Consider the following 19,679-nt stretch of genomic DNA (forward strand, 5'->3'; position numbering starts at 1 on the left):
CCGCCATGTCATCTGCTCGTCTCCCGGGAACCCCCCGTCTCCTGCGCGCTCTCAACGACCGAGCCGCACTCGAACTCTTGCTGGAGCATGGTCCCCTCACGCGTACCCAGCTCGGCGAACGCACCGGCCTGTCCAAGGTCACCGCATCCCAGCTGGTCGAACGCCTGGAGGAGCGCGGCCTGGTCCGGCGCGTCGGCGAGCAGGCCGGTGGGCGGGGTCCGAATGCCCAGCTCTACGCGGTGACACCGTCCAGTGCCTACGTCGTCGGCGTGGATGTCGGCCCGGACCACGTGGTCGCGGCCTGCGCCGACATCACAGGTTCGATAGTAGGCCGTGTCGAGCACTCCACTCGGGACACCGACGACCCCGTGGGCCTCGTGCACTCGGCCGTGCTGGAGGCGGCCGACCTCGGCGGCGCGGCGCTGAGCGACATCCGCCGGATCGTCCTCGGCACCCCCGGTCTGGTCGACCCGTCGACCGGCGACATCGCCTTCGCGTGGGACCTGCCGCGCTGGCATCGCGGTCTGCTCGCCAACCTGCGCGAGGACCTGATCCCCGACGTGTTCTTCGAGAACGACGTGAACCTGGCCGCCGTCACCGAGGCGCACGAAGGCGCCGCGCGCGGTGTCGGCGACTTCCTCCTCGTCTGGATCGACCGCGGCGTCGGCCTCGCCGTCATGCTCGGCGGGCGGCTGCACCGCGGCGCGACCGGTGCGGCGGGCGAGATCGGCTGGCTGCCCGTCCCCGGCGCGGACCTGCCTCGGGACGTCAGCAAGCGGGGGGCCAAGGGCGCGTTCCAGGCCATCGCCGGGGCCGACGCGGTGCTCGCCGTCGCGCGCGAGAACGGCTTCAAGGGACGTACGGCGGGCGAAGCGGTGCGGGCTGCCATCGCCGCCGGCACCAAGGGCGGTCCCGTCCTCGACGAGTTGGCCCGGCGACTGGCGCTCGGCGTCGCCTCCATCGGCGTCGTCCTCGACCCGTCGCTCGTCGTGCTCGCCGGCGAAGTCGGCCAGGCCGGCGGCACACCGCTCGCCGACCGGGTGCAGCACGAGGTCGCCGCGATCTCGGTGGTCTCGCCGCGCGTCGTCGTCTCCGAGGTCGGCGCCGAGCCGGTGCTGCGCGGGGCGCTGCTGACCGGCCTCGACGCCGTACGCGACCAGGTCTTCGGCTCCACCACCAACTAACGTTCCTTGCAGATCAGGGATGTGCGGCCTACCGGAGCCTCCGGAAGCCTGCACGTCCCTGATCTGCACCCGTAAAGGGCTAGGCGAGGTCGCGGCGGCGGAAGACGCCGAACGCGGTCGCCAGCACCACCGCGACGAGCGTCCCGAGCACAACCGCGCCCTGCCACCACTCGACGTGCCCGTACTCGTCGTACCTGATGTAGTACTGCAAGGAGCCGGTCATCCAGGTGCCGACGTAGGTCGACAGGAACCAGGGCTCCTGCGGCCGATAGCCGAGCACCTCCATGACCAGGCGCGCCCCGGCCTCCCAGACGACGGCGTACGCCGTGAGCAGGCCCAGGGCGGCGGCGGTGTGCCGGCCGACGGTGGCGACCCCGAAAGAGACCGCGGTGACCATCACGGCCAGCGCGACACCGCGAGCGACGAGGACGACGAGGTTGCCGACGAAGTCGGAGTCGATCCCGCCGACGTAGCCGGTCGCCTGGGCGATGCCGTAGAACGTCGCGACGTAGATCGCCGAGAACACGACCGAGAACAGGCCGACCGAGCCGAGCAGGACGGCCAGCTTCGCCCCGAGGACGCGTACGCGCTCCGGCCGCCACAGCAGCAGATTGGTCGCACCGCCGCTGGCCAGTTCGGCCCCGATGAAGGTGGCCCCGACGAGGAACCCGAACAACGCCAGGTACGCCGCCAGGAACCCGATCAGCGGCCGGATCGACGTCTTGAAGACGTAGGTGTCGTAGAGGAAGTCCTCGGGCTGTACGACGGTCAGCCGGCAGACGTTCGGGTACTTCGCCCGCTCGACGGCCGTCGAGTCGGGCGAATGCGCGGCCACGCACTCGTCGTAGAGCTGTCGGTGGATCTCGTTCTCGGAGTTGGCCTGCATGACCGCGCTCGCCCAGTCGGCGGCGGTCGGCTGGTGGCTGCCCGCCATGGTCACCGCGACGGTCACCCCGAACACGCCGATCATCACGGCCGTCAGGATCTGCACGAACCGCCGGGAGAACAGCCGTTGCAGCTCGGCCCGGAGCAGATTGCCCTTCACGCGACGACCTCCATCTCGCTGGACTGCACCCGCACCGCGTCGTCGACCTGCCGGTACGCCCCCGGCAGCGGGCGGGTCGCGGTCAGGTCCAGGAAGACGCTCTCCAGATCGGCCCCGATCGGGGTCAGCTCGGTCAGCCACACCTCGGCCCGGCCGAGCGCCTCGCTGATCTCGGCCGCGTCGGCGACCCCGGCCACGACCAGGTGGCCGTCGGTCGCCGAGACGGTCAGGCCCGCCCCTTCGAGGACTTCGCGAGCCCGGTCCAGCTGCTTCACGCGTACCAGATATTCGCCCTTGGAATGCTCGGCCAGCACGTCGCCGACGGGTCCCGCGACCACGCGGCGGCCGCGCGAGATGATCGTGACTGTGTCGCAGACCTGCTCGATCTCGCTCAGGATGTGGCTGGAGACCAGCACCGTGACGCCCTCCGCAGCGAGATCGCGCAGCAGCGTGCGCATCTCGTGGATGCCGCCCGGGTCGAGTCCGTTCGCCGGTTCGTCCAGAATGAGCAGCTCCGGGGCCTTGAGGAGGGCGGAGGCCACCGCGAGCCGCTGCTTCATGCCGAGCGAGAAGGTCTTCACCCGCTCGTCGGCCCGATCGCGCAGGCCGACCCGCTCGAGCACCTCGTCCACTCGCGGAGCCGCCACCCCGCCCGCCGTAGCGAGCAGCGCCAACGTCTTGCGCGCGGTGAAGTTCTCGAAGAACGCCGGGCTCTCCACGATCGCACCCACCCGGTGGGCCACCTGGGCGTAGTCTCCGCTCGGCCGGCCCAGCACGGTCATCTCTCCAGCGTCGGCGCGGACCAGCCCGAGCAGCGTCCGCAACGTCGTCGTCTTCCCCGAGCCGTTCGGCCCCAGGAAGCCGTGCACCTGGCCCGCCTCGACGGTCATGTCGAAGCCGTCCAGGGCGACCTTCCCGCCGCCGCGCAGCCTGCGGAAGGTCTTCCGCAATCCGCGTATCTCGATCACCGCTGTCATGCCCGCTATGACGTCGGCGGAGGCATCGCGAGTTTCCAACCGATCGGCTGATTTCTGTGGCTCGCTACGATGGCCGCGTGATCGAGCAGGTAAGACGGACCTCCGCGCTGCCCGAGGCCGCCGCGTCTGCGTCAGGCGGCGGTGCACGCCATGATCGTCGGTGGCCGCCGATCTCGGCGGTTCGGGGCTCCATGATCGTCGGTGGCCGCCATTCTTGGTGGCGAGGGCGGGCTGATCGTCGGTCGCCGCCGATCTTGTGATGGACCCCGGCGGGCGAGGCCCCGGGCGTACTCGCTCGCGGTGTAGCTGATTTGATAGCCCCGTGGCGCACGATCAGCTTCCCGACCCACCCGTCGTGGACGACCTTCCCGCCGCGGACGACCCGGATCTGGCCGTCGCGGCCGATCACGTGGTCGTCACGCGCTCCGGCCAGCACCTGCTGCGTGACCTGACCTGGCGGGTCGAGCTGGACGAACGCTGGGTCGTGCTCGGCCCCAACGGCGCCGGGAAGACCACCCTGATCAATCTGGCCGCCGGGCGTACGCACCCGACCAGTGGCACGATGCACGTCCTGGGCGAGCGGATCGGCCGGACCGACCTGCACGAGCTGCGTACGCGGGTGGGTCTGTCGACCGCGGCGCTGGCCGAGACCATCCCGGCCGACGAGATCGTCCGCAACGTGGTCGTCACCGCCGCCTGGTCGGTCATGGGCCGGTGGAAAGAGGACTACGACCCCGGGGACCTGGCCCGGGCGGAGGCGCTGATGGCGCAGTTCGGCGTCGGGCACCTGGCCGAGCGGCTCTACGGCACCCTCTCCGAGGGCGAGCGCAAGCGCGTGCAGATCTCGCGGGCGCTGATGACCGACCCCGAACTGCTGCTGCTCGACGAACCGGCCGCCGGTCTGGATCTGGGCGGTCGCGAGGACCTCGTCGGCCGGCTCGCCCGGGTCGCGGCGGATCCGGACTCTCCGGCGTTGGTGCTGGTCACGCACCATGTGGAGGAGATTCCGCCGAACTTCACCCATGCCATGCTGCTGCGCCAAGGCGGGGTCGTGGCGGCCGGGCTGCTGGACGAGGTGATCACCGGCGACAACTTGTCGGCGACTTTCGGCGTCCCCTTGAAGGTGAGTTACGAGGACGGGCGGTTCAGCGCCCGAGCGTCTTGACGCTCTTCCGCCCTGGGGACACCGTCGTACGCCGTGAGGTGATCCGGGGCGAACTGTGGTTCGCGTCGCCGTCGATCTGCGTACAGGACGACGGCGACCTGCTGGTGACCTATCAGCCACCCGGCAGCCCGTTCGCGTTCCCGGACGGCGAGTTCCCGGCCGGCCGGCATCCGTGGGACCTAGCCGGGCACCGTAGCTGGCAGGGCCACGGCCTGCTCTCGCTGCACTGGGCGGACGTCGACCACGCGATCTTCGTGTTCTGGACGGGCCCGGAGCGGCGGTTCACCGGGTGGTACTTCAACCTGCAGGACGCGCCACGGCGTACGCCCATCGGGTTCGACACCCTCGACCACGAGCTGGACATCGTCTGGCCCGCCGGCGCGCCCTCGTGGGAGTGGAAGGACGTCGAGGAGTTCGCCCGCACCGGCGAACTGCGCTACCCGGGCCGGGTCTCCGAGATCCAGGCCGAAGGCGACCGGATCGCCGCCCGGCTCGACGCGGGGGCGCGCTGGTGGGACGAGAGCTGGGCGACCTGGGAGCCGGACCCGTCCTGGACGCCCCGGGCGCTGCCTGACGGCTGGGAATCGGTTCCCTGGGCCAACCGCTGAACAACGCTTGCGCCCACGCGGGATGATCAGAGGATGCGGACCATCCTGAACATCCTTTGGTTCATCTTCGGGAGCGGCTTCCTGCTCGCTCTCGCGTACGCCTTCGCCGGTGTGCTGTGCTTCATCTTCATCGTGACGATCCCGTTCGGGGTCGCCTCGTTCCGGCTGGCCCGCTATGCGCTGTGGCCGTTCGGCTACACGATCACCGAGAAGCCGAGCGCGGGCATCGCCTCGACCATCGCCAACGTGGTGTGGCTGATCATCGCGGGCTGGTGGCTGGCCCTCACGCACGTCGTGACCGGTATCGCCCAGTGCCTGACCATCATCGGCATCCCGTTCGGCATCGCCAACTTCAAGCTCGTGCCCGCCGCGCTGTGGCCGCTCGGCCGCGAGATCGTCGCCAAGCCCTGACGCCCCGCCCGGACGCCCCCGTCTTAGGCGGCAGATCACGGTTATGCCTGCTAAAACCGCTCAAGATCGCAGGTGTAACCGTGATCTGCTGGGAATCCTGGCTAGGTGTGGCAGGGCAGGTGGCACGAGAACCGGCCGAACGGATGATGTTGCGGTCGCCACAACGTGAGGAAAGCTCCCGGGAAAGTTCGCCAAAAGTTTCCCGGAGGCGTCGCACGTGGGACGGAAACGTTTCCAACATGGGACTCACACCGGTCCGGCCACTGTCCGGACCGTCGCCGACCTGGCGGGAGTCTCGATCGCGTCCGCCAGCCGGGTGCTGAACGGACTAGGGGGCAGCCCTGAGCTGTCCGCCCGCGTCAAGGCGGCCGCCGAACGCGTGGGCTACGTGCCCAACGCCATCGCGCGATCGCTTCAGGCGCAGCGTACGGGGCTGATCGGGCTGGCCGTGGCCGACATCGGCAACCCGGTCTACGTGCAGATGATGCGCGCGATCGAGCAGGAGATCGCCGGGTCCGGCCGGCAGCTGCTCATCCAGGCCACCAACGCGCACACGGCGAACGAGACCGAGCTGTTGCGCGGGCTGGCCCGGCGCTACGTCGACGGCCTGATCATGTCGCCGCTGCGGGTCACCGAAGCGCATCTGCACGAGTTGGGGCGTACGGCGGTGCCGGTGGTCGTCGTCGGTCAGCTGCCCGACGAGACCCCGATCGACAACGTCCGCGCGGACTCCATCGCCGGCGTCGCCCTCGCCGTCGACCACCTCGTCGAGCTGGGGCGTACGCGGATCGTCCTGATCAACGGCGCCCCGGACACGGTGCCCGGAGCGCACCGTGACGCCGGATTCCGCGCCGCGCTCGCCCGGCACGGCCACGAACCGGTCGGCGTGGAGAACGGCGAGTTCACCTTCGACGCCGGACTTCAGGCGACCCGGCGGCTGCTCAACCGCACCCGACCGGACGCCATCTTCGCCGCCAACGATCTCATCGCCGCCGGCGCGCTGCACGCGCTGCTGGAGGCGGGCATTCGCGTACCTGAGGAGGTGGCGCTGGTCGGCATGGACAACACCGACATCGCCGAGCTCACGTTCCCCCGGCTGACCAGCGTCGACCTCGGCGCGGCGGCCCGTGGCCGCAAGGCGGCCCAACTTCTGCTGTCCCGTCTGGACGATCCGACGCTGCCCGCCCGCCGGGAGAGCATCGCCCCCGCCCTCGTCCGCCGGGAGTCCGCATGACGGCCACGCTCGAAGAGACCCCGCGCGCGACGCGTCAGCCATCGCGCGACCAGAACAAGCGCTTCGCGTATCTCCTGTTGTTGCCTGCCCTGCTCCCAGTCGTGATGCTGTCCGCGGCGCCGTTGCTCCGCGGTGTGTTCCTGGGTTTCACCGACGCGCGAGCCGGGCGGAACGTGGACATCAATTTCACGGGTCTGGAGAACTACCAGGAGCTGGTGCAGGACACGCAGTTCTGGGACGCCTTCAAGGTGGGCCTGATCTGGGCCTTCGCCGTGACGATCCTGCAGTTCGGGCTGGGCCTGGGCCTGGCCGGGCTGCTCAACCAGCCGCTGCGGCTGCGCTGGCTGGCGCGGACGCTGGCGCTGGTGCCGTGGGCGATGCCGCCGGTCGTGGTCGGCATCATGTGGAAGCTCGTCTACCACCCGGACGCGGGCATGCTGAACGAGGCGTTCTCGCGAGTGGGCCTGGACGGGTTGCGGCACAACTGGTTGGGCGACTTCAGCACCGCCCTGCCCGCGGTGATCCTGGTCGGGATCTGGGCCGGGCTGCCGCAGACGACGATCGTCCTGCTCGCCGGATTGCAAGGCGTGCCACGGGAGTTGCACGAGGCGGCCCAGATGGACGGAGCCGGGGCGTTCCGGCGCTTCCGGGCGGTCACCTGGCCCGCGCTCGCGCCGGTCGTGGTCGCGATCACCAGCCTGGACTTCATCTGGAACTTCAACTCGTTCGGCCTGGTCTACGTCCTGACCGCAGGCGGGCCGGGCGGCAAGACGATGCTGCCCATGCTGTTCGCCTACGAGGAGGCGTTCCGCTACGGCCACTACGGATACGCGGCCGCGCTGGGCAACGTCATGGTCCTCCTCATCGTCGCGCTCCTCGCGGTGTACCTGCGCCGCCGCCTCCGGGAGGCAAACTGATGGCCCGTTCCCGCACGGCTTCGGTGAAAACGTTTAAACGAGCCGCGCAGTACCTGACGCTCGGCTGCTACCTGGTCTTCCTCGGCTTCCCGCTGGTCTGGCTGCTGTCGATCAGCTTCAAGGAGCCGCGCGAGATGGTCGAGCTGCACCCGACCCTGATCCCGAAGCACCCGACGTTGCAGAACTACGTCACGGCGTTCACGGAGCAGGATCTGGCGCGCTCGGCGCTGAACAGCCTCATCGTCGCGTCCGCGTCGGCGGCGCTGACCGTGCTCCTGGCGCTGCCGGCGGCGTACTCGTTGGTGCGCTTCAAGACCCGGCTCAGCACGATCACCCTCGGCTGGGTGCTGGTCAGCCAGTTGTTCCCGTTCGTCCTGCTGGTCATCCCGCTGTTCCTGATCCTGCGGGAGGCCGGCCTGACCAACACCCGGTTCGGCCTGATCCTGGTGTACGTCACCTGGTCGCTGCCGTTCGCGTTGTGGATGCTCCAGGGCTTCGTCCGAGGCATCCCGCGCGAGCTGGAGGAGGCCGCGTCGGTCGACGGCGCGTCCCGGCTTCAAGTGCTCCGCCGGGTGGTGGCCCCGTTGCTCGCGCCGGGCCTGGTGGCGACCTCGCTGTTCGCCTTCATCAGCGCCTGGAACGAGTTCTTCTTCGCATTGGTGTTGCTCAAGAGCCCCGAACTGGCGACGTTGCCGGTGACGCTGGCTCGATTCGTCGGGGTGGAGGGGATCGCGCGGCTCGGGCCGCTGGCGGCGGGTTCGCTGCTGGCCACGCTGCCCAGCCTGGTCTTCTTCGCCGTGCTCCAGAAGCGTCTCGCCGAAGGCTCCCTGGCGGGCGCGGTCAAGGGTTAAACGGCTATGGATGGGAAAACCTCAATGGAGAGATCGCCCGTGAACATCAACAGAAGATCGCTGCTGGCCCTGCCCGGCCTGGTCGCGACGGCCGCCTTCCTCGCGGCGTGCGGTGACGACAAGGAGCCGGAGTCGACCGGCCCGGTCAAGCTGCGGTTCCTCAGCCTCGCCTGGCAGAAGGAGTCGCTGGCCGCGAACAAGCAGATCGTCGACGACTGGAACAAGGCCAACCCCGACATCCAGATCGAGTACGTGCAGGGTGACTGGAACTCCGTCCACGACCAGCTGCTGACCTCGTTCGAGGGCGGCGACGCGGCGGACATCATCCACTACGAGTCGGCCGCGCTCGGCGAGTTCGCCAAGCAGGGCTACCTCGCCGACCTCAGCTCGCTGCTGCCCGCCGACTTCAAGTCGGAGATCTCCGACAAGGTCTGGCAGACCGTGACCGTCGACGGCAAGGTCGTCGGCGTGCCGTTCCTGCTGGAGTCGCAGGTCGTGCTGGCCAACAAGAAGCTGCTCGACGCGGCCGGCGTCACGGTGCCCGCCGCCAACGCCCCGTGGACCTGGGACGAGTTCGCGGCCAACGCCAAGAAGCTGACCAAGCCGGGTCAGTACGGCGTGGCCTGGGCGCTGAAGTCGCCGACCAACCGCGTGATGAACCTCGCCCTCAACTACGACGGCGCCTTCTTCTACGAGGAGGGCGGCAAGTGGACCGTCAAGGTCGGCGACGGTGAGAAGGCGATCCCGCAGCGCATCCACGACATGGTCTACGTCGACAAGTCCGCGTCGCCCGAGGCGCTGTCGTTCGGCAGCACCGACCCGCTGCCGGGCTTCTTCGGCGGCAAGTACGCCATGCTCCCGGGCTCGATCTACCTGCGCCAGCAGATGATCGAGCAGGCGCCCAAGGACTTCGAGTGGGTGACCCTGCCGGCGCTCAAGGGCACCTCGCAGAACCAGGCGGCCAACCCGCAGACCATCTCGATCAGCGAGGACTCCAAGGCCAAGACCCAGGCCATGAAGTTCATCGCGAACTTCCTCAACGCCACCAACATGGCCAAGCTGGCCCACGGCGACTGGCTGGTGCCGACCGGCAAGGCGGCCGGCGCGCAGCTCGTCCAGTCCACTCAGGGCAAGCAGGGCTGGGACGTGGCCGTGGCCAGCGCCGACACCCTGGTGCAGGCGCCGTTCCAGCGGGCCGCCGGCTACTCCGAGTGGAAGTCGAAGATCGCCACCCCGGCGCTCCAGCAGTACTTCGCCAACAAGATCTCGATCGATCAGCTGGCGAAGACGCTGGAGGATGGCGGAAAGCAGGTCCTGAAGTAGTGCTCCTCGCCAAGAGCATCGGGTGCCTCGCCGGCGCCGCCGTGGGTGATGCCCTCGGCGGCGCCGTCGAGGGCCACTCGGCTGAAGAGATCCGGGCCCGCTACGGCGGGCCCGTCACGGGGATCGTCCCGCCGATGCGGGCGCCTGAAGACAAGCCGACCGCGCCCTACGCCAAGGGGCACGGCCGGATCACCGACGACACCCTGGTGACCCACGCGCTCGTCCGGGCGTACGCCCGCAAGCGGGACCACCTGGACGCGTACGACATGGCCGGGCTGCTCGTGCCCGATCTGCTGGAACACCTCGTGTGGGTGCCCGACCTGCAACGCGAAACCGTTGCGCTGCACCGGCTGGCGGCCGGCGAGCGGCACCTGATCACCCGGCTCCACTTCGCCCACGCCGACCCCCGCGAGGCGGGCACCGGCAACGCCGTCAACTGCGGCGCCGCCATGTACATCGCGCCGGTCGGCATCGTCAACGCGGGCGATCCGGTGGCGGCGTACCGGGAGGCCATCGAGCTGGCCGGGGCGCACCAGCACAGCTTCGGCCGCGAGGCCGCGGGGGTCATGGCCGCGTGCGTCGCGGCGGCCGTCGTTCCGTCGGCCACTGTGGACGATGTGCTCACGGCGGCCCTCGCGGTGGCCCGAGACGGCACCCGGGCCGCCATCTCCGCGGTGCTCACCGCCGCCAACGGGTACGCCTCTCGGTCTTGCTTGGATATGGCGACCGTTAAGGGGTTGCGGGCCGCGATGGCACCGTTCGACACGGTCGGAGAGGCGTACCGCGAACCCGGACTGGGCGCGCGCCGCGCGTCCCGGCTGCACGCGATCGAAGAACTGCCCATCGCACTCGGCATGCTCGCCGTCTCCGGCGGCGACGTACGCGACACGATCCTCGGCTCGGTCAACTACGGCCGTGACGCGGACTCGATCGCGAGCATGGCGGGGGCCATCGCGGGGGCTTTGCACGGGATCGACGGGGTGCCCGCTTCCTGGGTCGCTGAGGTGTCTGCGGAGTCTCGGCTGGACTTGGCCGCTGTCGGCTCCTCGCTGGCGCTCGTCGCCTCCGAGGTGCTCGCCTCCGACTTCGCGCGGGCTTCCGCCCGTGCTCAGTCTGTCGGCTCGCTCCTCTCCGCTCCCGCTGCCGCTCCGGCTCCCCGGGACCCGGTGGGTTGATCATGAACTTATGGTCGTTGTCGGCGGTGTGTCGCAGCCCCGGAGTTCATGATCATTCCCCTGGCGGACTTGTCGCCGGGGAAGCCCGCGATATCCGGGATAACGCGGTCTCACAGCGTCGTGAGGCCGCGATATCCCGGATGCCGCAACGATTCCCGGTTCGTTGTCAGTGGTCGGCGGTAGCTTGATGCCCATGCGATTGAGCTGGGTTCAGCCCGAAGACCTGCTCTCCCACGAGCTGGTGACCGCCCGTGACCTGGGCAAAGACGTCTCGAAGGTGACTTGGCGGTGGCTGGACGCAGGCGGATCGCTCACCGCGGGCAGCAGCGGCGCCTCGGCCACGCCCGCGACGCCTGAGCTGCACGCGCTCGCGGAGAAACTGATGGCCGCGCTCGACGAGCAGCCGATGCCGGTCCGCCCCGGCGAACCCGACGACTTCGCGGGCGTCAAAGCGTTGTGGCGCAATGTTCCGCGGCAGCAGCCGCGGCACGACCTGGAGCGGCTGCATGCCGCGTGGGTCGGGCGCGCGGCGGGTTGCGTACTCGGCAAGCCGGTCGAGAAGATTCCCCGGGAAGGCATCCGGGAGATCCTGCAGTCGAGCGGGCAGTGGCCGCTGACCGGTTACATCGCCGGCGATTCGGTGCCCGACGAGGTCACCCGGCGCTGGCCGTGGAACCGGCGATCCGCCCCGACGAGCCTCGCCGAGCCGCTCGCGGCGGGCGTCAGCGACGGGATGCCGGAGGACGACGACCTCAACTACACCCTCATCGCGCTGCGGCTTGTGGAGCGGTGCGGTCCGGGGTTCACCGCCGACGACGTCGCCCAGGCCTGGCTCGACGAGCTTCCGGGCGGGCGCGTCTTCACGGCCGAGCGGATCGCGTACCGGAATCTGCTGCTCGGCCACACGCCGCCGGAGACCGCGCTGCGCGGGAACCCGTTCCGGGAGTGGATCGGGGCACAGATCCGCACCGACCTCTACGGCTGGATCCATCCCGGACGACCGGATCTGGCGGCGGAGTGTGCGTACCGGGACGCTTCGGTGAGCCACGTCCGGGCCGGGATCTACGGCGCGATGTGGGTCGCCGCGATGAGCAGCGCCGCGCTCACCGCCGACAACATCGACGACGTGCTCGATGCCGGGGAATCCGTCGTGCCTCCGGTGAGCCGATTCGCCAACGCCATCATGGACGGCCGTGACCTGGCTACCCGGGGCGACAGTTGGGAAGGCGTGGTCGACGAGATCTACGCCCGCTACGGCAAGCGCCACTGGGTGCACGTTCTGCCCAACGCCGCCCTCGTCGCGGCCGCGCTGGAGTACCACGGCGGCGACTTCGCCGCGTCGGTCTGCGCTGTGGTGAGCGCGGGCTGCGACACCGACTCCAACGGCGCGACCGTGGGCGCGATCACCGCCGCCCTGGCCGGAGCCGTTCCCGACCACTGGGCCGCGCCGCTGCGCGACACCCTGCGGACCAGCATTCCCGGCAGCGACAAGGTGACCTTCACCGAGTTGGCCGAACGCACAATGAAGGTGAGCACATGAAGATCGTCGTCGTCGGCAGCGTGAATCTCGACCTCGTCGCGACCGCAGCCGTTCTGCCGCGGCCGGGTGAGACCGTCCTCGGGGAGAGCTTCACGACCGTCCCGGGCGGCAAGGGCGCCAACCAGGCGATCGCCGCGCAGTTCGCCGGGGCGGAGGTCACGTTCGTCGGCGCGGTCGGCCAGGACGCCTTCGCCCAGCAGGTACGCGACAACATGGCGCAGGCGGGGCTCGACCTGTCCCTGCTGCGGACCGAACCCGGCCCGTCCGGGGTGGCGCTCATCGCCGTGGACGACAACGGCGAGAACCTCATCGTGGTGGCGCCGGGCGCGAACTCGAAACTGACCGCTCTGACGGAAGCCGACCGGACGGCGATCGCGGCCGCCGACGCGCTCGTGATGCAGCTCGAGATTCCGCTGGAGACCGTGCAGGAGGCCGCTCAGGTCGCCCGGGACGCCGGTGTTCCGGTGCTCCTCAACGCCGCTCCGGCCCGGAGCCTGTCGGTCGAGTTGCTCTCGCTGGTCGACGTCCTGATCGTGAACCTCATCGAGGCCCAGATGGTCCTCGGCGACAAGATCGACAGTTCGGCCCGGCGGAGCCCGAGCGCCTCAGCCCGCGGCATGCACGCGTACTCGCTGATGGAGCGGTTGCGGCAGATCGCGCCGAAGGTCGTGCTCACCGTCGGCGCGGACGGGGCGTTCTACGCCGACCGCGAAGGCACCTGGATGCAGATCCCCGCGCCGAAGATCGACGCCGTCGACACGACCGCCGCCGGGGACGGCTTCGTCGGCGCGTTCGCCGTGGCGTACACGGAGGGTAAACCGATCGCCGACACGCTGGCCTGGGCCTGCGCGGCCGGTGCGATCGGCGCGACGCGGCTGGGCGCCTCCAGCTCGCTGGCGTTGCGGGAGGAGATCGACAAGCTGGCGGTCAAGCCGTGAATCCCTACGTGCCCCGGCCGATCGATCAGCCGACGACCGTTCCGTTGGACCTGGACGCCGACCTCTCCGTCCTCGACGAGGCGAAGATCTTCGCCGCCCCGGAGGACCCCGCGCAGTGGCCCGCCTGGCGTAACGCGCTCGCTCGCTGGCGTAAGTCCGCCCGCGAGCGCCTGGACTACGACGGATCGCGCTACGAGCAGGTGCCGCTGGACTGCTTCGCGGTCGCCCTCGTCTGGCTCTGGGACGAGTCGCTGTTCGACCACGCGACCGGTGAGTTCACCGTCGACGCGTTCGTCGACACGTCGATCGAGGAGTTCGGCGGCTTCGACGGGATCGTGCTGTGGCACGCATACCCGGTGATCGGACTGGACGATCGCGATCAGTTCGCCTTCTATCGCGACGTCCCCGGCCTGGCCGACGTCGTGCGGGCCTTCCAGGCTCGCGGCGTGAAAGTCTTCGTCGACTACAACCCGTGGGACGGCGGCTCGGCCGACGAGGTCGCCACACTGGTCGCCGACCTAGGGGTCGACGGGGTCTTCCTCGACACCTTGAAGTCCGCGGCCGAGCTGGTCGACGCGTTGCCCCCGCAGATCGTGCTCGCCGGGGAGTCGCGTGTGCCACTGGATCGGATCCAGGACCACACGATGTCCTGGGCGCAGTGGTTCGCCGATTCGGATGTTCCGGGCGTCCTGCGGGCGAAGTGGTTCGAGCCCCGGCACATGCTGCACCACACCCGCCGCTGGCATCGCGACCACCTCGAAGAGCTTCAATCGGCCTGGTTCAACGGCACCGGCCTGCTCGTCTGGGAATCGGTGTTCGGCGTCTGGGTCGGCTGGTCGGAGCGGGACAAGGCACTGCTGCGGTTCATGCGCCAGACGTGGTCGACGCACGCGCGGTTCTTCCGGGAAGCCGAGTGGACGCCGCTGGCCGGTCATCCCGCCGGGACGGCGGTGTACGCCTCCCGGTGGGACCTCGACGGCGAGACACTGTGGACGATCGTCAACCGGGGGCCGGACTATGACGGTCCCTGGATCGTCGACGGCGGTAGCGTCGTGGCCTCGGGGCAGCTGGCCGCCGGAGCCGTCGCCTGGGCGACGTCCTCGGGAGAACAGTCTTCGGCGACCATGGCCGAATCCGGCTTCCCGGCTCGCGCCGCGGTACGCGTACCGCACCGGGCGGCCGCGGTCGAGCGCCCGCCGAGCGGCTTCGTCGAGGTGCCGGCCGGTCGCGGGGACCTGATCGTGCGCCATCGCCGTCGTGAGACCGGCCTCTACGGTGAGGCACCGTTCGTCGACGAGTGGAAGCCGCTGCCGCCTCGCCTGCACGACACGGCGACGTTGCGACGCCGGGTCGACCTCGGCCGGTTCGCGATCGGTGAACTGGAGGTCAGCGCGGCTGAGTTCGCCGCGTACCGGGAGGCGGTCGGAGTCGGGCCGTGGCCGGTCGCCGATCCCGAGGCGCCGGTCACCAAGGTGACGCTCGCCGAGGCCCGGGCGTACGCCGCCTGGGCGGGCGCGCGTCTGCCGACCGAGGACGAATGGCAGGTGGCGGCCGAACTGGGTGTCATCGACCGGCGCGACCCGCTCGTGTGGAACCTGACCGAGAGCGAACACAGCGACGGGCGTACGCGGTTCGTGATCCTCAAGGGCGGCAGCGCCCATCGTGCCGAGGGCTCGATGTGGTACTTCGACGGCGGCCCGCAGCCGCCCGAGGTGAGCATCAAGCTGCTGCTCATGGGCCTGGGGCTGGACCGTTCGCCCAGCGTGGGCTTCCGGATCGCGGTGGACCTCCCGTGACCGGCCAGAGTTCTCGCCATCTGGTCGCTGACGGACGGGCGGTGGCCGCATGAAGCCGCTGGACGGCATCAAGGTCGTCGAGGTCGCGACCGTCATCGCCGGCCCGCTCGCGGGGGCGTTCCTCGGCGACTTCGGCGCCGACGTCGTGAAGATCGAGCATCCGAAGGTGCCCGACACCGCCCGTGGTCATGGCCCCGGCGGATTGTGGGGACGCGTCCTCATGCGCAACAAGCGGTGCGGCACGCTGAATCTGTCCACACCGGAGGGTGCGGAGCTGCTGAAGCGCCTGCTCGCCGACGCCGACGTCCTCGTGGAGAACTTCCGACCCGGCACCCTCGAACGCTGGGGACTCGGCCCGGAGGTGCTCCACGAGGTGAACCCGCGCCTGGTCATCGCCCGGATCAGCGGGTTCGGCCAGACCGGGCCCTACGCCTCGCGCGCCGGATTCGGCACGCTGGCCGAGGCGATGTCGGGGTTCGCGATGGCGACCGGCGAACCGGGTGGGCCGCCGACGCTGCCCCCGTTCGGGCTCGCCGACTCGGTCACCGGCCTGTCCGCGGCGTACGCCGTCCTCCTTGCACTGCGATCCCGGGACGTCACCGGCGCCGGGCAGGTCGTCGACCTCTCCCTGGTCGAGCCGATCATGGCGATGCTGGGCCCCCAGGTCACCTGGTGGAAGGAGCTGGGCTACGTCTCACCCCGGCTCGGCAACCGGTCGGCCAACAACGCGCCGCGGAACGCGTACCGGTGCTCGGACGGGCACTGGGTCGCGGTCTCGACCAGTGCGACGTCGGTCGCCGAGCGGGTGATGCGCCTGGTGGGGCTGCCCGAAGTCGTCGACGAACCGTGGTTCGCCACTGGTGCGGGGCGCGCCCAACATGTCGACCTGCTCGACAAGGCGGTCGCCGACTGGATCGCGGCCCGCCCCCGATCCCTGGTGCTGAAGGCGTTCGCGGAGGCCGACGCGGCCGTCGGCCCCGTCTACGAGGTCCCCGAACTCGCCGAGGATCCCCAGCTCGCCGCCCTCGGCACGTTCGTCGAGGTGCCCACGGCCGAAGGCGGTGAACTGCTCATGCAGAACGTCCCGTTCCGGCTCTCCGCCACCCCCGGCGAGATCCGTGAGGCCGGCCGCCCGCACGGCGCCGACACCGACGCGATCCTCGCCGACCTCGGCCTGACCGAACAGGAGATAGCCGGCCTGCGCGAACGAGGAGTGGTCTGATGCTGACCTGGCTTTACGTACCCGGCGACCGGCCCGAACGCTTCCGCAAGGCGCTCGCCTCCGGCGCCGACACGGTCATCGTCGACCTGGAGGACGCCGTTGCGCCCGCTCGGAAGGCGTACGCCCTGGACGCGGTGACCGACCTGCTCGGTTCCACCCACTCGGTGCCGGTCCAGGTACGCATCAGCGCGTTCGAACAGCTCGACACCTTGACGGGGCTGCCCGGCCTGGCCGGCGTACGCGTCCCGAAGGTGGAGACGCCCCAGGCGGTCCGGGCCGCCGCGGTCGCCGGAGTCCCGGTGCACGCGCTGATCGAGTCGGCCCGTGGTGTCGAGGCGGCGTTCGAGATCGCGACCGTTTGCGGGCCGGACGGCTCGATCGGGCTCGGCGAGGCCGACCTGAGCGCCGATCTGCACGTCTCCGCCGAGGCCGGGCTAGCCTGGCCCCGATCCCGCGTCGTCGTCGCCGCGCGGGCCGCCGGACTCGGCCCGCCAGCGATGTCGGTCTACCCGCACGTCTCCGACCTGGATGGGCTGGCTGCGTCCTGCGTCACCGGGCGTGGGCTCGGTCTGCTCGGGCGGGCCGCCATCCACCCCCGGCAACTGCCCGTCATCGTCGAGGCGTTCCGGCCGAGTGAACCCGAGGTGGAAAAGGCGGCAGAGTTGCTCTCCGCATTCGATCCGGATGCGGGGACTGCTGTCCTTTCCGACGGCCGATTCGTGGATATCGCAATGGTGGCGGCGGCGCGGCGTACGGTCGAATTGGCCGCCCGCTTCTCCTAGTTGCGCCGGCGATGCCGGTCGGCTAATCTGTCAGCACGTCGTAGGCGAAAGCCGAAAGCGCCCCCTGAATGCCACCGCGAGGTGGCCTTCAGCGTTTCCGGGGTCATGGGATCACGAGTACCGCCTTTCTTATCCACAGAATGCGGTAGCGTTATCCACAGATCAAATGCGGTATTGCTCTGTCCTTATCGGTGGGCCTATCGTCCACGGGTGCATCTGCTCTATCTCGACGAGTCAGGCGGCGTCGAGCCGCCCGACGGCCATCCGTCGGCCACGCCGGCCATGATCGTTCTCGGAGTGATCGTCGACGCCGACGTTCTCCGGTCGCTGACGTTCGCCTTCATGGACTTCAAGCGGGAGTACTTCCCGGCGAGGTTCCCCGGCGAGCCGTCTTATGACGACATCCTCAACGAGATCAAGGGCGCACGGCTTCTCCACCAGACGCGGAGCAATTCACGAGACAGCCGTCGGCATGCCGATCATGCGCGGACCGGGCTGCTGGAGCTGGTGAGTCGCTTCGGTTGTCAGGTGGTCGGCCGGGTGTGGATCAAGCGGCCGGGTGAGAGATTGGATCCCGACCGCACTTACACCGATTCGGTGTGGCACATCGCAAGCCAGTTCTCGCGCTATCTGGAGCGTTCGAGTTCGCTGGGGTTCATCTATGCGGATGGGCGAAGCGAACGTCAGGACAGGATGCTGGCGCATTCGATCTTCACGGCGAAACATGGAGCTGTCGACGATCCCTGCCGTCGAATTCCCGAGGTGCTTGCCTTTGCCGACAGCCGGAATCACGCGGGAATTCAGATCGCGGACATGCTCGCCTCCATGATCACGTTGCCTATCGTGACGGCGGCTTACGGCGCTTCGCCAGGCACGATCCACGACTCGCCTCGCTACGCCGAGGTACGCGAGAAACATGGGAACGCCTTGCAGGCGTTCCCGTTCCGCTACTTCGACGAAACCGGCCGGGCGCGGGGCGGGATCGTCGTGAGCGATGCGGTGGCCACTCGGCCGAGCGCGATGCTGTTCGGGGCGAGCGGATTCGGCGCGGAAGTGGTGAGCGAGGGGGAGTTGGAGATCACCATCCCGGTGCAGGCGGGCGCGGCGGCGACGGCTGGAAGCGTCAGCCCGGCCCGATAGGGTTGCTGAGGCGGTTGGGCTCGCGACGGCTCACAACGGCTCGGAACGGCTCGCGACGGAGGGGGATGCGGTGGGGGACAAGCGCATGCCGACCGAGCGCGAGATCGTGGAGCGGATCGTCGCTGAGGGCGTCTTCGCGTACGACGCGCGGCGGCCGGCTGAGCTGACCCGGGCGGTGCAGGCGCTGGCTGCGCGCCCTGGGGCGTCGGCGGCGGTGTTCGCGCTGATGCAGGCCGAGGTGCTGGCGGTGTGGCAGCGCGGGTGGCAGCCGTTCGAGCTGCACCGGTCGGTGAAGAAGGCGTTGACCGAGGAGCACGCCCGGCTCGCCGGGGCGGCCATGCTCGCGCAGACACGGGCCTATGCCCCGGCCACGGTCGACGAACGCTGGCAGGCGCAACTCGCGCAGATCACAGCGAAACCCCGCAGCGCCGCGAGCCCCGGCAAAGCGGCGGATCCTGGCGGCCCCGGCAAGGCTGCGGGCCCAGATGAACCGGCGAACCCGGGCGACGACGCGAACCGGGATGGCGCGGTCGGGCAGGCCGATCCGCAGCTCGTGATTCAGACCATCTGGCACCTCCGGCGGCTGCCGGGTCTGCCGTTCCAGGGCCCGTTGCCGGGCGAGGCGCGGCCGCAGCACGTCTCGCCGAAGACGGTGGACCAGAAGATGCTCGACCGCGTACGCGCGCTGCTGGCGAAGGCGGAGTCGACGACCTTCCCGGAGGAGGCGGAGGCGTACACGGCCAAGGCGCAGGAGTTGATGACCCGGCACAGCATCGACTTCGCGTTGCTGATGGCGCGGACGGGTGGCAAGGACGAGCCCGCTGTCCGGCGGATTCCGATCGACAACCCCTATGAGGCGGCGAAGACGCTGCTGCTTCAGGCGGTGGCCGAGGCGAACGGCTGCCGCTCGGTGTGGATGGAGTATTACGGGTTCGCCACTGTCACCGGGTTCCCCGGCGATCTGGACTCCGTCGAGCTGCTGTTCACGTCGTTGCTGGTGCAGGCCGTGGCGGCGATGACGCAGTCCGGCCCGAAGCAGGACCGGTTCGGGCGCAACAACACCCGGTCGTTCCGGCTGGCCTTCCTCACCGCGTACGCCCAGCGCATCGGCGAGCGGCTGCGGGGAGCGACCGAGACGGCGGTCAGCGAGACGATCCGGGACGTGGGGGAGAGCACGCTGTTGCCGGTGCTGAAGGCGCGGAGTGAGGAGGTCGCCGCGAAGTTCCAGGAGCTGTTCCCGGCGCTCAAGACCCGTTCGATCACCGTGTCGAACCGGCAGGGCTGGGCCGAGGGCCGGGCCGCCGCCGACCGCGCCGATCTCCACGGCCGCCGCGCCGTCCGCGAATAGCGCGCCGCCGTCCCCGGAAGCAC

General features: G+C 69.9%; 18 protein-coding genes. 16 read left to right on the plus strand and 2 right to left on the minus strand.

The genetic code is table 11. The features are described 5' to 3' along the window. Window positions 1-5 precede the first annotated feature (5 nt). On the plus strand, window positions 6-1,184 hold the full coding sequence (locus HDA40_RS29660) for an ROK family transcriptional regulator (RefSeq protein ID WP_253761092.1): 1,179 nt from the start codon (window positions 6-8) through the stop codon (window positions 1,182-1,184). 79 nt (window positions 1,185-1,263) lie between these two features. Here the strand turns inward: HDA40_RS29660 and HDA40_RS29665 are convergent, their stop codons facing one another. Both HDA40_RS29665 and HDA40_RS29670 read right to left on the minus strand, forming a co-directional pair. After that, window positions 1,264-2,229 carry an ABC transporter permease subunit gene (locus HDA40_RS29665; protein ID WP_253761093.1) on the minus strand — a complete coding sequence of 322 codons (966 nt, stop codon included), beginning with the start codon at window positions 2,227-2,229 and terminating at the stop codon, window positions 1,264-1,266. Next, window positions 2,226-3,206 (minus strand): ATP-binding cassette domain-containing protein, encoded by a 981-nt coding sequence (locus HDA40_RS29670; protein WP_253761094.1) that lies wholly within the window; start codon window positions 3,204-3,206, stop codon window positions 2,226-2,228. Before HDA40_RS29670 ends, HDA40_RS29665 begins: the two co-directional genes overlap by 4 nt. A gap of 322 nt (window positions 3,207-3,528) precedes the next feature. Between HDA40_RS29670 and HDA40_RS29675 the strand changes: the two genes are divergently transcribed. The 15 genes from HDA40_RS29675 (at window position 3,529) to HDA40_RS29745 (ending at window position 19,656) form a co-directional block, all read left to right on the plus strand. Further along, window positions 3,529-4,371 (plus strand): ABC transporter ATP-binding protein, encoded by an 843-nt coding sequence (locus tag HDA40_RS29675; RefSeq protein WP_253761095.1) that lies wholly within the window; start codon window positions 3,529-3,531, stop codon window positions 4,369-4,371. Next, window positions 4,368-4,979: a ribonuclease FAU-1 family protein gene (locus tag HDA40_RS29680; protein ID WP_253761096.1), complete on the plus strand. Its 612-nt coding sequence runs from the start codon at window positions 4,368-4,370 to the stop codon at window positions 4,977-4,979. Before HDA40_RS29675 ends, HDA40_RS29680 begins: the two co-directional genes overlap by 4 nt. A 33-nt stretch (window positions 4,980-5,012) precedes the next feature. Beyond that, on the plus strand, window positions 5,013-5,390 hold the full coding sequence (locus tag HDA40_RS29685) for a YccF domain-containing protein (protein WP_253761097.1): 378 nt from the start codon (window positions 5,013-5,015) through the stop codon (window positions 5,388-5,390). A gap of 217 nt (window positions 5,391-5,607) precedes the next feature. Next, window positions 5,608-6,624 carry a LacI family DNA-binding transcriptional regulator gene (locus tag HDA40_RS29690; RefSeq protein ID WP_253761098.1) on the plus strand — a complete coding sequence of 339 codons (1,017 nt, stop codon included), beginning with the start codon at window positions 5,608-5,610 and terminating at the stop codon, window positions 6,622-6,624. Further along, entirely contained in the window at window positions 6,621-7,541 is a 921-nt protein-coding gene (locus HDA40_RS29695; protein ID WP_253761099.1) for a carbohydrate ABC transporter permease, read from the plus strand. The genes HDA40_RS29690 and HDA40_RS29695 overlap by 4 nt, the downstream gene beginning before the upstream one ends. Further along, the gene (locus HDA40_RS29700; RefSeq protein WP_253761100.1) at window positions 7,541-8,392 is read left to right on the plus strand and encodes a carbohydrate ABC transporter permease; all 852 of its coding nucleotides are present in this window, start codon (window positions 7,541-7,543) and stop codon (window positions 8,390-8,392) included. Before HDA40_RS29695 ends, HDA40_RS29700 begins: the two co-directional genes overlap by 1 nt. A gap of 24 nt (window positions 8,393-8,416) precedes the next feature. Beyond that, window positions 8,417-9,715 (plus strand): ABC transporter substrate-binding protein, encoded by a 1,299-nt coding sequence (locus HDA40_RS29705; RefSeq protein WP_253761101.1) that lies wholly within the window; start codon window positions 8,417-8,419, stop codon window positions 9,713-9,715. Beyond that, window positions 9,715-10,890: an ADP-ribosylglycohydrolase family protein gene (locus HDA40_RS29710; protein ID WP_253761102.1), complete on the plus strand. Its 1,176-nt coding sequence runs from the start codon at window positions 9,715-9,717 to the stop codon at window positions 10,888-10,890. The genes HDA40_RS29705 and HDA40_RS29710 overlap by 1 nt, the downstream gene beginning before the upstream one ends. Before the next feature lie 193 nt (window positions 10,891-11,083). After that, window positions 11,084-12,430 (plus strand): ADP-ribosylglycohydrolase family protein, encoded by a 1,347-nt coding sequence (locus tag HDA40_RS29715; RefSeq protein ID WP_253761103.1) that lies wholly within the window; start codon window positions 11,084-11,086, stop codon window positions 12,428-12,430. Next, window positions 12,427-13,368 (plus strand): ribokinase, encoded by a 942-nt coding sequence (locus HDA40_RS29720; RefSeq protein ID WP_253761104.1) that lies wholly within the window; start codon window positions 12,427-12,429, stop codon window positions 13,366-13,368. Before HDA40_RS29715 ends, HDA40_RS29720 begins: the two co-directional genes overlap by 4 nt. Then, on the plus strand, window positions 13,365-15,164 hold the full coding sequence (locus tag HDA40_RS42270) for an SUMF1/EgtB/PvdO family nonheme iron enzyme (protein ID WP_253761105.1): 1,800 nt from the start codon (window positions 13,365-13,367) through the stop codon (window positions 15,162-15,164). The genes HDA40_RS29720 and HDA40_RS42270 overlap by 4 nt, the downstream gene beginning before the upstream one ends. A 49-nt stretch (window positions 15,165-15,213) precedes the next feature. Next, window positions 15,214-16,386, plus strand: coding sequence for a CaiB/BaiF CoA transferase family protein (locus HDA40_RS29730; protein ID WP_253761106.1), 1,173 nt, complete (start codon window positions 15,214-15,216; stop codon window positions 16,384-16,386). Next, complete coding sequence (locus HDA40_RS29735) at window positions 16,386-17,168, plus strand: HpcH/HpaI aldolase/citrate lyase family protein (RefSeq protein WP_253761107.1); 783 nt, start codon at window positions 16,386-16,388, stop codon at window positions 17,166-17,168. The genes HDA40_RS29730 and HDA40_RS29735 overlap by 1 nt, the downstream gene beginning before the upstream one ends. Before the next feature lie 210 nt (window positions 17,169-17,378). Then, window positions 17,379-18,308 carry a DUF3800 domain-containing protein gene (locus HDA40_RS29740; RefSeq protein WP_253761108.1) on the plus strand — a complete coding sequence of 310 codons (930 nt, stop codon included), beginning with the start codon at window positions 17,379-17,381 and terminating at the stop codon, window positions 18,306-18,308. A gap of 70 nt (window positions 18,309-18,378) precedes the next feature. Next, window positions 18,379-19,656 carry a DUF2786 domain-containing protein gene (locus tag HDA40_RS29745; protein ID WP_253761109.1) on the plus strand — a complete coding sequence of 426 codons (1,278 nt, stop codon included), beginning with the start codon at window positions 18,379-18,381 and terminating at the stop codon, window positions 19,654-19,656. Window positions 19,657-19,679: the final 23 nt, after the last annotated feature.

The organism is Hamadaea flava (genome assembly GCF_024172085.1).
GTDB classification, from domain to species: Bacteria; Actinomycetota; Actinomycetes; order Mycobacteriales; family Micromonosporaceae; genus Hamadaea; species Hamadaea flava.